This is a genomic window from Polyangium jinanense (genome assembly GCF_028435265.1).
In the GTDB taxonomy this organism is placed as follows: Bacteria; Myxococcota_A; Polyangia; order Polyangiales; family Polyangiaceae; genus Polyangium; species Polyangium jinanense.
This window is the reverse complement of sequence record NZ_JAGTJK010000012.1, coordinates 19,823-35,959: the sequence shown is the minus strand read 5'-3', so window position 1 is coordinate 35,959 and position 16,137 is coordinate 19,823. Positions and strand designations below refer to the sequence as shown.

At 68.1% G+C, this 16,137-nt stretch carries 11 protein-coding genes; 4 read left to right on the top strand and 7 right to left on the bottom strand.

The window, feature by feature from the left end; genetic code table 11:
• Positions 1–141: 141 nt before the first annotated feature.
• A complete protein-coding gene (locus KEG38_RS22710; RefSeq protein WP_272421819.1) occupies positions 142–3,345 on the top strand; it encodes a serine/threonine-protein kinase in 3,204 nt (1,067 codons plus the stop codon).
• A 42-nt stretch (positions 3,346–3,387) separates the two neighbouring features.
• Here the strand turns inward: KEG38_RS22710 and KEG38_RS22705 are convergent, their stop codons facing one another.
• The 6 genes from KEG38_RS22705 to KEG38_RS22680 all read right to left on the bottom strand — a co-directional run bounded on the left by KEG38_RS22705 (position 3,388) and on the right by KEG38_RS22680 (position 11,609).
• Positions 3,388–4,314, bottom strand: a complete 927-nt coding sequence (locus KEG38_RS22705; RefSeq protein ID WP_272421818.1) for a hypothetical protein — start codon at positions 4,312–4,314, stop codon at positions 3,388–3,390.
• A gap of 214 nt (positions 4,315–4,528) precedes the next feature.
• A complete protein-coding gene (locus KEG38_RS22700; protein WP_272421817.1) occupies positions 4,529–6,319 on the bottom strand; it encodes an FG-GAP-like repeat-containing protein in 1,791 nt (596 codons plus the stop codon).
• Positions 6,320–6,514: 195 nt separating this feature from the next.
• A complete protein-coding gene (locus KEG38_RS22695) occupies positions 6,515–8,233 on the bottom strand; it encodes a sigma-54-dependent transcriptional regulator (RefSeq protein WP_272421816.1) in 1,719 nt (572 codons plus the stop codon).
• A gap of 8 nt (positions 8,234–8,241) precedes the next feature.
• Positions 8,242–9,378: a serine/threonine-protein kinase gene (locus KEG38_RS22690; protein ID WP_272421815.1), complete on the bottom strand. Its 1,137-nt coding sequence runs from the start codon at positions 9,376–9,378 to the stop codon at positions 8,242–8,244.
• Positions 9,379–9,445: 67 nt separating this feature from the next.
• Positions 9,446–10,321, bottom strand: coding sequence for a hypothetical protein (locus tag KEG38_RS22685; RefSeq protein ID WP_272421813.1), 876 nt, complete (start codon positions 10,319–10,321; stop codon positions 9,446–9,448).
• A 670-nt stretch (positions 10,322–10,991) separates the two neighbouring features.
• The gene (locus KEG38_RS22680; protein WP_272421812.1) at positions 10,992–11,609 is read right to left on the bottom strand and encodes a hypothetical protein; all 618 of its coding nucleotides are present in this window, start codon (positions 11,607–11,609) and stop codon (positions 10,992–10,994) included.
• Positions 11,610–11,691: 82 nt separating this feature from the next.
• On the opposite strand from KEG38_RS22680, the gene KEG38_RS22675 reads away from it, so the two are divergent.
• Positions 11,692–12,693, top strand: a complete 1,002-nt coding sequence (locus tag KEG38_RS22675) for a hypothetical protein (RefSeq protein ID WP_272421811.1) — start codon at positions 11,692–11,694, stop codon at positions 12,691–12,693.
• A 1-nt stretch (position 12,694) separates the two neighbouring features.
• Here KEG38_RS22675 and KEG38_RS22670 read toward each other — a convergent pair whose 3' ends face one another.
• Positions 12,695–13,096: a hypothetical protein gene (locus KEG38_RS22670; RefSeq protein ID WP_272421810.1), complete on the bottom strand. Its 402-nt coding sequence runs from the start codon at positions 13,094–13,096 to the stop codon at positions 12,695–12,697.
• Between the two features lie 66 nt (positions 13,097–13,162).
• Between KEG38_RS22670 and KEG38_RS22665 the strand changes: the two genes are divergently transcribed.
• Both KEG38_RS22665 and KEG38_RS22660 read left to right on the top strand, forming a co-directional pair.
• Positions 13,163–14,098, top strand: a complete 936-nt coding sequence (locus KEG38_RS22665; protein WP_272421808.1) for a DUF58 domain-containing protein — start codon at positions 13,163–13,165, stop codon at positions 14,096–14,098.
• The gene (locus tag KEG38_RS22660) at positions 14,095–16,128 is read left to right on the top strand and encodes a vWA domain-containing protein (RefSeq protein WP_272421806.1); all 2,034 of its coding nucleotides are present in this window, start codon (positions 14,095–14,097) and stop codon (positions 16,126–16,128) included. Before KEG38_RS22665 ends, KEG38_RS22660 begins: the two co-directional genes overlap by 4 nt.
• Positions 16,129–16,137: the final 9 nt, after the last annotated feature.

Genomic DNA, 16,137 nt, shown 5'->3' with positions numbered 1-16,137 from the left:
GGCGGTGTTGCGGGGGCATGACATTTCGTCGAGCAACAGGCGAGGCGCGGACGGAACGGACGAGCGGATGACGGCTTTCGCGCCGCCCGCCCGGCTGGTAAGCTTCTTGCTCGGAATGCCCTGCCTGCAAGGGGTGGTTGAATGAGGGTCGTTCGTGCGTCGCCCGAGGTGGACGTCGACGTGGAGAGCAGCACGGTGCTGGTCGATCCCGCGCTCGCGCAGACGGAACTCGGCCCTCCTTTGGAGCTCCGGTCGGAGCGTCGCAGCGTGCCCCCGTCCCTCGCGGAACGGTACGAGGACATTCATTTCCTCGGCGAAGGCGGGATGGGGACCGTCTATCGCGGCCGGGATCCGCGGCTCGGACGCACGGTGGCGCTCAAGCTGCTCAAGGGCAGCGATCCGGAGCTCGGGCGGCGTTTCCTCCAGGAGGCGCGGTCGCAGGCGAAGGTCCAGCACGAGAACGTTTGCCGGATCTACGAGGCCGGAGAGGCCGACGGCGAGCCTTTCATCGCAATGCAATACATCGAGGGTGAACCGCTCTCGAAAATGGCCGGACAGCTATCGCTCGAACAACGCGTGAAGCTGATGCGGGAGGTCTCGGCCGCGGTCCACGAAGCGCACCGGCTCGGGCTCATTCACCGGGACATCAAGCCCGGCAACATCATGGTCGAAAGGAGCGCGGACGGGGACATCAAGCCCTACGTGATGGATTTCGGTCTGGCGCGGGAGGTCGCGGACAAAGGAGAGACGGTGACGGGGGCGGTGCTGGGGACCCCGGCGTTCATGTCGTCGGAACAAGCAAAGGGCGACGTGCGAGCGCTGGATCGACGCTCGGACGTATATTCGCTCGGCGCGACGCTCTACGACGTCGTCGCGGAGCGGCCGCCGTTCGTCGCGCCACACACGTGGAAGCTTTTGATGATGGTCGCCTTCGAGGAGGCGCCTGCGCTGGGGAAGGTGAAGAAAGGGGTGCCGGCGGATCTCGAGACGATCGTGATGAAATGCCTGGAGCGAGATCCGGGGCGGCGATACGAATCGGCGCGGGCGCTCGCCGAGGATTTGCAGCGGTTTTTGGACGGAGAGCCGATTCTGGCGCGGCGGGCGTCGGTGGGGTACGTGCTGTGGAAGAAGGCGCGGAAACACAAGCTCGCGACGGCGGTCTCCGGCGTGCTCCTCGTCGCGGCGCTGGCGCTCGCCGGCGTGTGGTGGAAGGCACGGCAGCAGGCGGCAGCCGAGGCGAGGATCGCGCAGGAGCTCGGCGAGCGGGTGAAGGAGATGGAGCTCTTCTTGCGCGCGGCCTACGAGCTGCCGCTGCACGACGTGGAGCGCGAGCGGGACGTGGTGCGGCGGAAGCTCTCGGCGATCGAGGAGCGGATGAAGGAGGCGGGGCGCGTGGGCGAGGGCCCGGGGCATTACGCGCTCGGGCGGGGATATCTCGCGCTGGGGGATCCGGAAAAGGCGCGGGAGCATCTGGAGAAGGCGGTCGGCGCGGGGTATCGATCGCCGGAGCTCGAATACGCGCTGGGGCGGACGCTCGGGGAGCTTTATCGGCGGGCGCTCGCGAAGACGAAGCGGATCACGAACGCGGAGGAGCGCAAGAAGCGGGAGGCGGAGCTCGCGGCGGCGCTGCGAGCTCCGGCGCTCGGTCATTTGAGGGCGGCGTCGGGGGCGGAGATCGAGGCGCCGGCGTACGTGGAGGGGCTCATCGCGTTGTACGAGGGGAAAAACGAGGAGGCGCGGGCGAAGGCGCGGGAGGCCTTCGAGCAGGCGCCATGGATGTATGAGGCGAAGAAGCTCGAGGCGGATGCATTGTTCGCGGAGGGGAGCAAGTATCGGCACGACGCGGCGTTCGATTGGGACAAGATGATGCTGTCGTTTGGCCCGGCGGCCGAGGCGTACAAGGTCGCGGCGGAGATGGCTGAGAGTGATCCGGAGGTGCATCGGGCGGAGTGTGAGCTTTGGGAGAAGATGGGGCTCGCGGCAGGAGCGCTGGGAAAACCTGCGCAGATCGAGTTCGGTAACGCGGAGGCCACCTGCGCCCGGGCGGTACAATCAAGCAGCCTGGATGGCGCCGCGCGGGTCGAACGTGCGCTCGCGCTTTATTACCGATTTTTCACGGAAAATGCCCAGGCGAATGACGCGGACGCGGCTCAGCAAGCCGTCCTCCAGGCCGTGGAAGAGGCCGTACGCGTCCGCCCTCGGGACGCGATGGCGCTTTACGCGCTGGCTGCCACATTGAACGTCCGGGCAGCGCGGCAGGCCGCGCGCGGCGAGCGCGTGACCGCCGAGGATGCGATAGCGGCGTTCCACCGCGTCCTCGACGTCGAGCCTCGGTTTACCTGGGCGCTGAACGAACTCGGACAAACGTATCTGATAAAAGCGGAGTTCGACCGTCTCCACGGCGAGGATCCTCGCCAGCTCCTCGGGAGCGCATCGCAGCGGTTCGATCAAGCCATCGAAGTGGACCCGAGCTTCACCTTGCCCATGTTCGGCAAGATCCGCGCTGCCATCTACAGGCTCGTGTACGAGACCGAGCACGGGCTCGAAGCGCAGAGCAGCGTGGATGCACTCTCGAACGCCGTAGCCCTGGTCGAACAGCGGAGCCTCGGAGGCTTTCTACCCGCCTACTACGCGGCCAAATCGTTGCGGGTTCGGGCTGCGTACGAGCTCTCGGTCGGCAAGGATCCTCGCGCCTCGATCGCCGCAGGCCTGGAGAAGATCCATGCATTCGCGACGCCAGGCACGGAGACGGGCTTCTTGTTGATGGAGGTCGCCGAGCTCCGGCTGCTCGAAGCCGAGCACACACTCTCCAACCGCCTCCTGCCCGTCCCCGAGCTCCTTTCGGTGCGGGACCGCGTGGAGAAGGTCGCCGAGGAGGACACGTGGGACATCGATTCTCACCATATCCTGGCCAGGCTCCACCTCTTCGCCGCCCGCGCGCGCGCGGTGAGCGGCGAGGCGCGCGAGCAAGGATTCGATGCCGCGGCGGCCGTCCTGCGACCTCTCGTCGCGAAGGAGCGCAACGACCCTCGGCCCTATCAGATGCTCGCCGAGATTCACGCGAAAAAGGCCCCGTGGTTGGATGGGCACGAGAAAAGCGCGAACGCTGATGTCGACGTGGGGCTCGAATTCGCAGAGAAGGCGCTCGCCATTCACCCGCACAGCGCGCAAGCGTTCGTGGCGAAGGGGGAGCTCCTCCTGGTACGGGCGAGGGTCTCACGCGGAGAGGATCGAAAGAAAGCCGCGCGCGCGGCGGGCGAGGCGTTCGTGGCAGCGATCCGGGAAAACCCGCGGCTCGCGGCGGCGCATCAGGCGAACATTCAGGAGGCCAAGGGAATGGAGTGAGCGAGTGTCCGGCAACGCAGGAACGTCGGACGGAGCGGGCGCTCAAGGGCAAGTCGCGTCGCTCGCCTTCAAGTAGCTGTGAATCGCGTAGGAGCGGTTCGAGCAGCCCTCGAACGTCGAATGCAACGGATCGCTGCAGAAGGCATCGAAGGTGTCGCAGAGTCCCATGTAGCTGAAGCCGCAGGGCGTATACGTCGCGTCACATGCCCGGAGGGTCGCCCCCTCGGCAGAGCTGCAGAACGTCACGTCGCTACAGATGTACGCATTGAACGCTGGAGTGCTATCGGTGTTGCTACCCAGCGGCATTGTAGAATCGAACATATTGCCCCACACCGTCGACTCCGGCACCGTGTAGGGGTAGGCCTCGCTGGCTCGATAGGTGATCTCCGGGTGAGCGCCTCCGAGCAGGATGTTGATCGTCGCGCCGTAGCGGTTGGTGCGCGCCACGACGCAGGCCGTGACCCACCTCTTTTCATCCGTCGTGAGCGCGCGCGTGCTCCAGTCCGGCGCAAGACCGATCTCACCATGGTACTGCTGGAACACGGGCACGGAGAACCCCCCACTCGTCATGTACCCGACAATATGTCCCGTGTCCCCCACGGTGGTCCCCTCGGCCAAGGCGCAACCGATGAGCTTCTCCAGAAACTCGACCCTGGCGCCTGCCCACTCACCCGCCGCGCTGGGCGATGGCATGTCGGGCATGCTGGGCAGGAAGCCGGAAGGGGCCAGCGCGGCATTACCGATCACACGAACGGTCCGCTGCACGCCATGATTATGGGTGACCCGATACCTCAAGTGATTGGTGGTCCCCGGATCGCCACCTGACCCGAGATGAGCCTCCCCGAGCACCTCACCCTCGGGATCCCAACCCGGATCCTCGGGGTCTGCCATGCAACCCAGGCCATAGAGGCTCATGGCGATGAACACGAACGGCGAAGCACAACGAAGCAGCGTGGTTCCAGGGTTCAAGAGAGAGCCTCCTGTCGAAGGTGACGATCACGGACATTGCACCCGTCGTGCCAGAGGTCGTCCGGAGGTGCTTCAGGCCCGAAAGGCACACGTGAAAGCTGCGTCTACACGATCCTCGCCCGGACGCGGGGCCCGAGCGGGGATCGGCGCGCGTAACGTAGGTACGCGCGTGCGTCATCCGTGGACGCGGAGCTCCGGGCGATGGGAGCGGACCTCAGTAGGTCTGTCTGACGAAGACGCCTTCATTTGCAAAGCCGACCACGTCCTGCGTTCCATCACCATTGATATCCGCCATCATGCGCGGGTGCATGTCCACGCGCCATCCGAAATCATAACCGAAGCCTTCTACCAGGTGGCTCGGCAGCTCGAACGAGCTCCCGGTAGAGCGCGAGATATAAACGCCGTTGCCCCCAAAGCCGACCACGTCATCTTTCCCGTCATTGTCTACATCCGCCATCATGCGCGGGTGCTGTTCCACGCGCCATCCGACTTGATTATACCCGAATCTGTTGACCCAGAGCTGGGGCGTCGTGAAGGAGCTTCCCGTCGAGGTAGACACGACCACGCCGTTGTCACCGAAGGCAACGATGTCCTGCTTCCCGTCGCCGTTGACATCGGCCGTCATCCGCGGATGCATGTCCACGCGGTAGCCGTGGTTGTAACCATAATTCCCGACCCAAAGCGATGGCGTCGAGAAGGAGCTTCCCGTCGAGAGCGCCACGTACACGCCGTTGTTGGCAAAGACGACGACGTCTTGTTTCCCATCGTTGTTGACGTCGGCCATCATGCGTGGGTGCTGGTCGATGCGATAGCCATGATTGTAGCCGTAATTGGCGAGCCAGAGCGACGGCGCCGTGAACGAACTTCCCGTCGAGAGCGAGACCACCACGCCATTGTCCCCGAAAGCGACGACGTCCGGCTTCCCATCGTTGTTGACGTCGGCCATCATGCGCGGGTGCTTGTCCACGCGGTAGCCCTGATTCCAGCCATAATCGCCGACCCAGAGTGACGGCGCCGTAAACGAGCTTCCCGTCGAGAGCGAGACCAGCACGCCTGCGTCCCCAAAGCCGACCACGTCCGGCTTCCCATCGTTGTTGACATCCGCCATCATCCGCTCGTGATATTCGGTGCGCCAGCCGTGATTGTAATTATATTGGTCCACCCATAGTTCCGGCGCCATGAAGCCGGTCCCGGTGGACCTGGACACGAGCGTCCCCGCATCGCCGAATGCGACGACATCCTGCTTTCCATCCTCGTCGACGTCCGCCATCATACGCGGGTGCTTGTCCACACGCCATCCCTGAACATAGCCGTACTCCGTTATCCATCGCGGAGTGCCGTACATCTGGATCGCGCCCTGGATGTCGCTCTCGCTGAGCGTGCCGTTGCCGTTCCATTCCGGATTGCAGTAATTCATCACCGAATCCAGATCCCACAAGTTTAGCGTGAGGTCACCGTCGCTCCCCTGCTCCTCATCGCACCACGACGGGGTGTCGGGCCGATTCTGCTCGTGAGCGAATCCGAGCGCGTGCCCGAACTCGTGCACCGCGATTGCTTCGATGCAGAACCGGCGCGAGTTCTGACAGTCCGGGGACCAGTTTTGGAAGGTAAAGTTCAATACCATACCATCCGTTTCGCCGTCGAGATCGGTGCCGAGGCCATCTGTGTGTGGGCCTTCATCGGAGATTCGGATGCGAATTCCATTCGACGAGCTGGTGCATGTACCCCAGCCATTGAAATCCACCCGCGTGTGGGCGTCCCACGACGCGAGGACGGCTTGTCTGACCCAGTCTCTCTCGGCTTGAGGCGCCGCGCTGGGGTTTTCCCAGCAGACCTGGACGGACTCTCCGCTCCACAGCTTCGACGAGGCTACATAAAGCGGGGCCACGTCCGTCTGAACGTTTTCCTCGGCGGAGGGTTCGGCCGGGCCAGAGCAGCCGGTCGACGAGTAGGAAACGGCAAGGACCGACGCGATGGCAATCGCCATGGAATGATAACGTTTCATGGGTGTCGAAGCTCCAGCGGGATACTGTGTTGGGCCGCGTTGCTCGCGGTGCGGATAGCCGCAAAGCAACCCGCATGCCGACACGCGAGAGCTGCGTGCACCCGAGCCTCGCTCGGACGCGGGGCCCGAGCGAGGCTCGGCGCGCGTAACGTAGGTACGCGCGTGCGTCATCCGTGGACGCGGAGCCCGGGGCGCTCAGGCCTCGTCGTCCCTCAGCTCCCGAAAGGGCCCGCTCTCCTCCCCGAGCGCCTTGCAAAGCGCCTCGACCTTCTCCAGCTCGCGCCGCAGCATCTTGTGGTGATTGCGCGCCTGCACCTGCGCGCCCTTCCCGAAAAGCCGGAACGCCGCGTCCCGGCTACCGAGCCGCTCCACCGCCGTGCCGAGCACGAGGCCGCGGAATGCATCGCAGAGATCCAGGTCGAACACGAGGCCCTTTCCCTGCTGCCGCTCGGCCTCTTCCACGATCGCGCCCGCCGCGACGCGCAGGTCGTCGAGCGTCGACCTTCGCCCGCTCCCCCGCTCGTAGCTCAGGGCGCGCGCGAAATGCTTTTCCTCCAGCAAGATCTCCGACCCTGCCTCACCGTGCGTCATGAGCGCGAGCGCATAGGCCCGGCGAACGACGTTGTCGAGCTGACGCAAATTGCCCGGCCAGGCATGCTCACCGAGAAGCGTCTCCACGCCCGCCGCGATCCGCGCTTCCCCGCCCGGCACCGATTCGCGATGGCGCCTCGAGGCCATGAAGCGCGCCCATTCCGCAATTTCGTCCCGGCGCTCGTCGAGCGGGGGGATCTGCACCGGGAGCACGTTGATCCGATAATAAAGATCCTCCCGGAACCGTCCGGCCTTCACCTGGTCGTACAGGTCGACGTTGCTCCCCACGATGAAACGCACGTTCGCCTGCTGCTCGCGCGCGCCGTCCCCGATCGGGCGATACGTGCGCGATTCGAGGAGCTGGAGCAATCCCGCCTGCGCCTTCAGCGAGAGTTTGTCGATCTCGTCGATGAACAACGTCCCCTTGAAGGCCCGCGTGATGCACCCGGGCGTGTCGCGCACCGCGCCCGTGAACGCGCCCTTTTTCCAGCCGAAGAGCTCCGCCATTTGCAGCTCTTCGGGCACGGCGATGAGGTCGAGGACCTCGAAGGGCGCCTCACGCCGGACCGATCGCGCGTGGCACCAGCGCGCGAGGCGCGATTTGCCCGCACCCGTGGGACCGCCGATGAGCAGGGTCTCCTCCTGCTGCGCGAAGACGCGGAGCATGTCGATCAAGCCCGCCATGCTCTGGCCCATGACGGGCAAGAGATCGTCGGTCGCGCCAGTCGCCGCGGGCCGGGGCGGAAGGGTCGCGAGGTAAGGCGCCGCGAGGTCGGCGAGGAGCTCCAGTGATTCGTGAATGGCCGGGAAGATGAAATCGTCGCCGACGGCCCTCGGGCACCCCGCCTCGACCGTGGCCATTCCCTCGATCGCGCCGTGCAGGGTGCGCAGCGGGATCGCGTAGAGGTGGCTCGTGTCGCGGCTCGTCAGCCGAAGCACGCTGTCCTGACCGGAAAATCCGCCCTCCTGGAACAGGTTCGCGGATTCGTTTTGCCACGTCCATACGCGACCGAGCGGGACGTCGATCGCAATGGGGCATTCGCGCGTGACGACCCAGCGCCACGCGCTCACGGAGGGCAAATAGTTGATGGTCGGCTCGCCGCCGCGCTGCGTATCGTCGAGAAGGACCAGTCGCCGGTAGCCGTCGCCGGGCCGCCAGTGCGCCATGCCGCGGAGGATCTTGCCGCGGCCGGCGAAGCCGCTCTCCGCGAGCGCCGCGAGCGCCGCGTCGAGCATCGCGCGCAGCAAGGTGTGCGCGGCGTCCTCGAAGGTCCTCGCCTTCCGGAGCCGGTCGATAAAAGCAAGGATTTCCCGCTGGTTCATGCCCCTCCTTAGCGCCCAAGGAGCCCGAGGGCCATCACGACCGCCGCCACCAGGACGACGGCGATCCCGAGCCACACAGGCCATCGCCGGGGGCGCGACGAGACCGTCGCCTCCGTCGGGGCCCGTTCCTCGGCCACCGCGCGCTCGATCATGGCGTACGAATCGCTCTCCATGTGGGTCATGCCCACCTCGCTGGACGCGTCCCTGCGGCCGACGAGCATGTCCTCCCGCAGCGCCATGCCTCCCGGCAAGAGGGGCTTCATCGCTTCGCGCATCGCCGCCGCGCTGGAGAACCGTTCTTCACGCGAAAGCCGTGACGCCCGTTCGAGGAGCGCCTCCACGTCGGGGCCGACCCCCGGCACGACCTCGCGCACCGTGGGCATCGGCTTCGTCGCGATATGGTTGAGCAGCAAGGGGAACGATTTGACGTCCGCATGCGGCGGCTTTCCGGTGAGCATCGCGAACAGCGTCACCGCCAGCGAAAACAGGTCGCTGCGTGCGTCGATGCCTTTCGCGCCGTCGAGCTGCTCCGGCGACATGTAAAGCGGCGAGCCGAGGAGCTGCCCCGTCTCGGTCATGGACTGCTGCGGCGCCGAGAGGGCCGAAGGCGCGGCGCTCGTGGAAAGATCCGGCGGGAGGCGCCGGATCTTGGCGAGGCCGAAATCGAGGATCTTGACCACGATTGCGCCGCCTTCCCGCCGCGCGAGAAAGAGATTGCCGGGCTTGATGTCCCGATGCACCACGCCCGCCGCATGCGCCGCCGCGAGCCCCGCGCAAACCTGCGCCGCGATCCGCAAAGCCACGTCGACCGGCAAGGGGCCGACCCTGTCGAGGAGGGATTGCAGGTCCTCCCCGCGGAGCAGTTCCATCACGAGGAACGGGGCGTCCGTGGCGGGATCCCGCTCGATGTCGAGCACCTGGGCGATGTGCTCCGATTCGAGCGAACCCGCGATGCGCGCCTCCTGGTCGAAGCGCAAAAGCTCGGGATCCCGCGGGTCGAGGACGCTCCCCCGCAGCGACTTGATCGCCACGCGCCGGCCGGTTCGCAGGTTCTTCGCGGCGTAGACCGTGCCTATCGCCCCCTCTCCGAGGACGGCGGAGAGCTCGTATTTGTCGCCGATTTTCCCCTGAACCCTGATCGCCAAGGTTGGGAGGGTACGCGCCATCGCGCGTGGCGGGCAAGGGCTGTGGAGGAGGGCCGGGCGCGAGGCGTTATTTCCTGGCCTTCGCCCTGAGCGCGGCGGCCTGTTCGAGCAGCGCTTTCGCCTGCGCTTCGAGCTCCTCGGCCGCCTGCGCCCGGGCCTGCCGCTCCTCGGCGGCGCGGGCCTCGGCCTCGGCTTCTTCTTCGAGCTTCTTCAGGAGGGCGTTGCGCTCTTCGAGCTGGGCGGTGAGCTCGGCGATCGCCGCCTTGACCTCGTCGATCGTCTCCTCCTGCTCGCGAGGCGGCTCGCTGTAGAAGAAACCGTCGGCGAAATCGTGCGGGAGCGCGGGGTTTTGGAAGGGCAGCTTTCCGAGCCCGCCGTGCGCCTCTTTGCGGGCGGCGTTGACCTTGTCGATGAACTGCTTGCGCCTGCCGACATCGCGGAAATCGCGATTGCTCGACTGCGCGGTCTTTCGCAATTGCTCGGCGTCTTTGCCCGCGAAGACGAGGGTCTCCGCCTCGGGCGCCATGGCCACGAGCGCGGGCACGCCGCATTTCGCGAGCGTCTCGGCCCAGTCGCTCATGTTGTCGAGCTGTCCGGCGAGGACGGGCCGGCGGAACTTCCCGAGCGGCTTGTTCTTGAAAAGCGCGGTGCGGAGCTGCTTGCGCGTAGGGCCTTCGGTGGTGTCGTCAATGCCACGCGAGGCACGCCCGGCGAAGACGTCGAGCCCGCCGTCGGCCTTGTCGACGGCGGCTTGCGCCTGCGACATCCCATCGAGGATCTCGATTTCTTCGAGGAGGACGAGCTTCCATTCCTCGCGGAGCTCCTGGAAGACCGGCACATAAACCGCGGCGAGAGGCTCCTGGCGCGCGTGGGAAAGGGTGTATTGCAGCTCCCGGAGGAGCGTGAAAAGACCGATGCGATAGGAAAGAATGCGAGCTGCCATCGTGGGGACGCTACCCAGGCCGCCATGGACGGTCAAGACAAATGTGACGGACCACGCCACGCCAGCTCGGCGTGGGTGGGTGCAGAGCATGGGACGCTATCGTGTTCCGTTGATGTCGAGGGAAGCGAGCCCGTGAGACAGCAACGGCGCGCCGAGCACATCCTTTCGAAGCCGCCCAGACTGGCTCGGGCCTCGGAGGACGGGGCCTGTTCGGCTGCCGAACGGGGAGAAGCGCGGCGGGCCGGGAATCGTTCCGCGGCAGGACAGGATCGGCGCTCGGGCCCTCGTCGCTTCCGGCAGAAACAACGATGGGCCGCGTCCGCGTCCCGGCGTGGTTGCGGAAAACAACGGCTGGCTGGCGAGACGGCCCGGCGCTGTTTCGCAAAGGAATTCCAGCGCGGAGGTCGAGCCCGGGACGGTCACGGAGCCGAACCGTCGGCGGACGCGACGACGGTCAGAGCTTTTCCGCGAAACAGGGGGCGGCCGGGTGGCCCGGGCGTGTGTTCCACGAACCAGCGTAGGGCGGGAGCGGGAGGCCTACGCAGTCCAGCGTGAAAACAGGGAGCGGACGCGCATGCGAGGCGGGTCGCTGCTCTCGTGAGAATGCCGGACAGCGGGGCGTTCTTTCCTGGCCTTCGCCTTCAGGGGCGACATGGCTGGAAGTCTGGCGTCAACGCGCAATGACGAACGGAGACCACGAAGATCCCCGGTCCTCGGTCGAAGCGACATATCGGCCGGGCGCGACGCCTGCGCCATAGTCGTCGTCGAGCCGGAGGACGAGATCGAAATGATCCCGCGATCGCGCAATCAGCGACTCCACCGTTGCCATGTAGTAGACCTTGCGGAGGGTCGCACGGCGCGCCCAGGTGCGGCCGGAATCGGTCGAAGCAACGATGACCAGGTCCCAGCCCGGCGACTCGATTCGATTGTCCAGGACGCCGATGACCTCGCGGGAAGCCTCGCCGGCCCGCGCGACGGCCTCCCAACCCATTTGCTCGTTGTCAGGGCCGTCGAGCACGACCGTCTGCACCGGACGTCCGGCGCTCTCGATCGCGACGGCAGGAAAGCTGTGCAGCGGGTCGGGGCGGACATCGAAGAAGACGAGGCGGCCCGTTTCCGGCGGCGGGAGCGGGAGACGAAAGCGGACCTCATCGGCCGGGACCTCGGGCGATGCTCGTGTCGCGGGCTCGATCCCCGACCCGCGGGAACGCGGGGGAGCGCTGGCCGGGGGGGTGATTGCGCAGGAAAAGACGCCCGCGAGCAACAGCAGAACGGAAGCGACGCGCATGCGAGGTGGGTAGCTGCTCTCGTGAGCCGTGGCAAGGCGTGAGAATTGCGCTCCCCGATCTCTCGTGGTAGCGCCTTTCCTCATGGATCGACCTGCCCTGCCATTCACCGTCGTGCTGTGCGTATCCCTGTCCCTGTCGGCGTGCTCGTCATCCAATGCCGGACAGCAGGTCGTCCCCAGGGCAGCAACCCTGCCGAGTACCGCTTCCACGACCAGCGCCGCGCCGGCGTCCGCCGCGACCGCTCCGCCTCCAGCACCCACGCTGGCGCTGCGCCCCATCCCCGCCGAGGATGTCTTGCCGGCTGGCTTCTGCCACCTCGATGTTTATCTCGACGAGGAATGCAAGAAAAGCGCGCCGCGTTATGCACTCTTCCTCGGCGTCGCCGTCGACGCCCATGCGGCCGAAGCGGCACTCCGCAGCGGGGGGACCGGGGAGCTCGCGACGGGATACCCGTTCGTCACGACGCTGGACGATCTGCCGCTCGCCGATCCCAAGCGCAAAGGGCTCGCGGTCGTGGCTGGGCTCTTCGAGCGCAAGGACCAGGCCGAGCAATATCAGGCGCGCTTGTCCGGTCCGACCGAGCTCGTCGAGCTCGCCTCGCCCGAGGACGCAGCGTCGCGAAAAATCCAGCCGAAGGACAGTCGCTCAAGCGCGGTCGAGCTCGCCGAGGATACGGCCGCGTTCTCGAAAGAAGATCTCGAGAAGACCGAAGAGGCTCTCGACGAGGCACTCGCGCAGAAATGGGTCAGCCTGCCCGAACAGAGAGAGCGGCGGGAGCGTGCCATTGCGGCGCTAGAGTCGCGCTGCAAGCTCCCCCGTGGACGCGTGTTCTCGGCGTCGCACAAGGACTTGATCCGTCCGTTCATGCTGCGTTATGCCCCCGTGCGCTGCGACGACGGCGCCGAGGCCTGGGTTCCCTGGCGCGCGACGCGGCTGAAGAGCACTGTGGTGCGCACCGGCGAGGGCGCGCTGGTGCATCAGGTCATGCTGGTGGAGTGCGACTCGCCCATCATCGAAACACGCCGGTTCGGCGCGGACTCCGTGGCGAAGCCGCTCCGCCTGGCGCTGCGTGGGGGGTGCTGATTCAGGGCGCCCCGCCGTCCGGACCCGGAGGCTCCCGCGCCGCCGAAAGCAGCGCCCCCGGACAAACCACCGGCTGCGTCCGCTCGGTGCTCCCCTCCCGCAAACACGATTTCCCCATCACGCGAATGCGCTCGCCGACCTGTAAATCCTGCGGGCAAGGGGTCTGCGTGGCCGGGGAGACGACGTCCCGGTCGACCGAATGAACCTCGCATCGCTCGGCCGTGCGGGCGAGGTAATGGCGAATCGTCGGGCGGCGCGGGGGCGCGGCCGAGGGCGCGGCGGAGAATGCGGTATCGGGGGGAGCGGGCGCGGGCGTGGCCTCGGGGGCGTCGCCGCCGCGACACGCCGGGAGGAACGCGGCGAGGAGGAACACGCGGAAAGGGCCGCAGAAGAACACGCGCACGGTCCTCTCCTTGCCACAAGTTTTGTCGTGGCGGGCCCGTCGTGTTGGGCTAATTCAACCGTCCCCATGGCCGAGCTTCGCCCTTCGTCGCGCTCCGGAAGAGATGGGATCCCCATCGACTGGGGTAGCCTCGCGCCGCTGCGCCTCAGGGCCCGGACGCTGGCCGAGGGCGTCTACGCCGGCGGGCACCGGAGCGTGCGCAAAGGGCCCGGCGTGGAGTTCGGCGGGCACAGGCCCTACGTGCCCGGCGACGATCTCCGGTTCTTCGACCGGCGCGCGCTGCTCCGGCACGACCGGATGATGGTGCGCGAGTTCGAGACGGAGACGGATCGCGCGCTCTGGCTCTGTGTGGACGCGACGGCGTCGATGGCCTACCGCAGCAGCCGGGCCCCAGGCGCGAAGCTCGCCTACGGGGCGCTCGTGGCCGCGGCGCTGGCACGCGTGGCGCTGTCGACGGGGGATCCCGTGGGCCTCGCGTGGATCGGCGGGCGCGGGACGCTGCCGCTGCCAGCGTCGAGCGGGCGCGAGGCGTTCGATCGGGTGGCCGGGGCGCTCGAAGGGGCCGCGGCCGCGGGTGACGCGAGCACGGACGAGGCGGCGATGGAGCGGGCCCTCGCCCCGGTGGCACGGCGGGCGCGGCGAGGCGCGGTGATCGTGCTCGTGAGCGATTTCGTGGACCTGCCGGAGCGGGCGCTGTCGGCATTTTCGGCGCTCGCAGCCGGCGGGCGCTCGCTCGTGGCGCTGCGGGTGCTCGACCCGAACGAGGCGGATCTCGGCTTCTCCGGGCACGTGCGGCTCCGCGCGAGCGAGGGCGACGTGGTCGTGGAGACCGACGCCGAGGAGGTGCGCGCGGTCTACCGCGAGCGGCTCGCCGGGATCGCCGAGCGCTGGTCGACGGAGCTTTCCGGAAGGGGCGGGCGCTGGGTGGAGTCTGTCACGGACAAGCCTCCCGCCGACGTGGTGCGCGAAGTGGTGCGCGCCGTGGCCGAGGCGCGCGCATGAGCTTCGCCACGATCGCCGCGCTGCTCGTGGCGCTGCTCGTCGCCGCGCCGGTCGCAGCGCACCTGCTCCGGCGAAGGCAAGCCGAGGAGCAACCCTTCCCGCCCGCGAAGCTCGTTCCGCCGACGAAGCCATTGGCCCGGCGGCGGAGCATGCTGGAGGATCGCTCGCTCTTCGCGGTGCGAGCGCTCAGCGTGCTCTTGCTCGCGGTGCTCGGCGCGACGCCGTTCGTGCGGTGCGCGCGGCTCGGCCTGGAGCGAAAAGACGGAGCCTCGGTGGCGCTCGCGATCGTGATCGACGATTCGCTGAGCATGCGCGCGCCGCTGGAGGGCGGAACGGCCGCGCCGGGGAAACGGACGAAGTTCGATCGGGCCCTCGCCTCGGCGCGCGAGCTCGCCACGGGCCTGCGCAGCGGCGATGCGGTGGCCGTGGTCCTCGGGGGCGCGCCCGCGCGCGTGGCACTCGCGTCCACGACGAACATGGCGGCCGTGACGGGCGCGCTCGATGGGATCGAGCCGTCGGATCGCGCGACGGATCTGGATGGCGCGCTGGCCCTGGCGCGGGAGCTTCTGCGCAGCGTTCCGCACGCCGATCGGCGGGTGGTGCTCCTGAGCGACCTCGCCGATGGAGCGCCGAACGCCACGCCCCTCGGCGGCGGCTCGGACACGACGTTGTGGGTGCCGCTGCCGGAGCTCGAAGCCACAGACCGCGATTGCGCCGTGACACGCGCGGATCTGCGCTCGGGCAAGGTGCGGGCGCGGGTCGTGTGCAGCCCCGAGGCGCGGCCGGCCGGCGAGGGCGCGGCGGTGATCTCGGCCTCGGCGGGCCGCGCGGTGGAGCTGCGGGCCGAGGGGAAGGTGCTCGCGTCGGCGCCGCTCGGGCCGTCCGTCCGCGCCGAGGAGGTCGCGCTCGACGTGCCGGAAGGAGCGCCGGAGGACCTGACGGTCGGGCTGACGCCGGGCGACGCGATCCTGGAGGACGACGAGGCCCCGGTCGTGCCGGCCGGCGGGGCGCTGCCAATCGCGGTCGTGGTGGACGTGGCCTCGACGCACGTGGCCACGGGCGGGCCGCCGCCGATCGAGCAGGCCCTCACGGCGATGCACCTCGACGCGGAGGTGCGGCCGCTGCCCGCGGTGCCGGACCACGCGGATGAGCTCGCCGCGTTTGCCGGGCTCATCGTCGATGACGTGCCGGGCTTCACGCCGGAGGGTCGGCGCTCGCTTTCGGCGTGGGTCGAGCGCGGGGGCGTGCTGCTCTTGACGTTCGGGCCGCGCGCGGCGACAGCGCCACTCGGGGCGGGGTTCGATCCGCTCGTGCCAGGCGTGGTGCGCTGGGGGCCGAGTCCGTCCCAGGGCGCCGATCCCGCGAGCGCGGTGTTTTTCGGGCCGAGCGCGGAGGGCCTCGGCAAGCTCTCGCCCGACGGACGCGCGTCCTTCGATCCGGCCGCCGCGACGAACGCGGACATGCTCGCGCGCTGGGACGACGGCGCGCCCCTGCTCCTGCGCCGCTCGCTCGGCCGCGGCGCCGTCTTCGCGCTCTCGCTGCCGCTCACCGTGGACGAGAGCGACTTCGTCCTGCGGCCGGCATTCCTCGCCCTGCTCGACCGCTTCGTGGGCACGGCGCGGGCGCGGGGCGGGGCGCGGCAGATCGACGTCGGCGACGCGTTCACGTTCGACGGGTTCAAGGACGTGTCGATCGAGCGATTGCCGCTCCGCACAGGCGAAGCGCGGCGGCCGATCCCGGTCGTGGAGCAGGACGGACGCCGCCGCGCCGTGGCGCCGCTGCGGGGTCGGTACGAGGTGCGTCTCGACGGCGAGCGCGCGATCCGCGTCGCGACCGTCCCCGAGCGCGAGATCGATCTGCGCCCGCGGCGCGTGATCGACGCGGCGCGTGCCGAGGCGCTCGGCGGCGTCGTGCCCTCGATCGACGCGTCGCCCTACGTCGCGCTCGGGCTGCTCGGGCTCGTCGTGCTGGAGCTGTTCCTGCGCGCGGTGGGGCAAAAGCGCGAGGGTTCGGCGTCCACGACGGTCTGAACCGCGGTA

What these genes read in the sequence shown, in the direction of transcription:
- KEG38_RS22710 (WP_272421819.1), top strand. Translation starts at nt 142, where the DNA reads ATGAGGGTCGTTCGTGCGTCGCCCGAGGTGGACGTCGACGTGGAGAGC.
- KEG38_RS22700 (WP_272421817.1), bottom strand. Translation starts at nt 6,319, where the DNA reads ATGAAACGTTATCATTCCATGGCGATTGCCATCGCGTCGGTCCTTGCC.
- KEG38_RS22695 (WP_272421816.1), bottom strand. Translation starts at nt 8,233, where the DNA reads ATGAACCAGCGGGAAATCCTTGCTTTTATCGACCGGCTCCGGAAGGCG.
- KEG38_RS22685 (WP_272421813.1), bottom strand. Translation starts at nt 10,321, where the DNA reads ATGGCAGCTCGCATTCTTTCCTATCGCATCGGTCTTTTCACGCTCCTC.
- KEG38_RS22680 (WP_272421812.1), bottom strand. Translation starts at nt 11,609, where the DNA reads ATGCGCGTCGCTTCCGTTCTGCTGTTGCTCGCGGGCGTCTTTTCCTGC.
- KEG38_RS22675 (WP_272421811.1), top strand. Translation starts at nt 11,692, where the DNA reads ATGGATCGACCTGCCCTGCCATTCACCGTCGTGCTGTGCGTATCCCTG.
- KEG38_RS22665 (WP_272421808.1), top strand. Translation starts at nt 13,163, where the DNA reads ATGGCCGAGCTTCGCCCTTCGTCGCGCTCCGGAAGAGATGGGATCCCC.
- KEG38_RS22660 (WP_272421806.1), top strand. Translation starts at nt 14,095, where the DNA reads ATGAGCTTCGCCACGATCGCCGCGCTGCTCGTGGCGCTGCTCGTCGCC.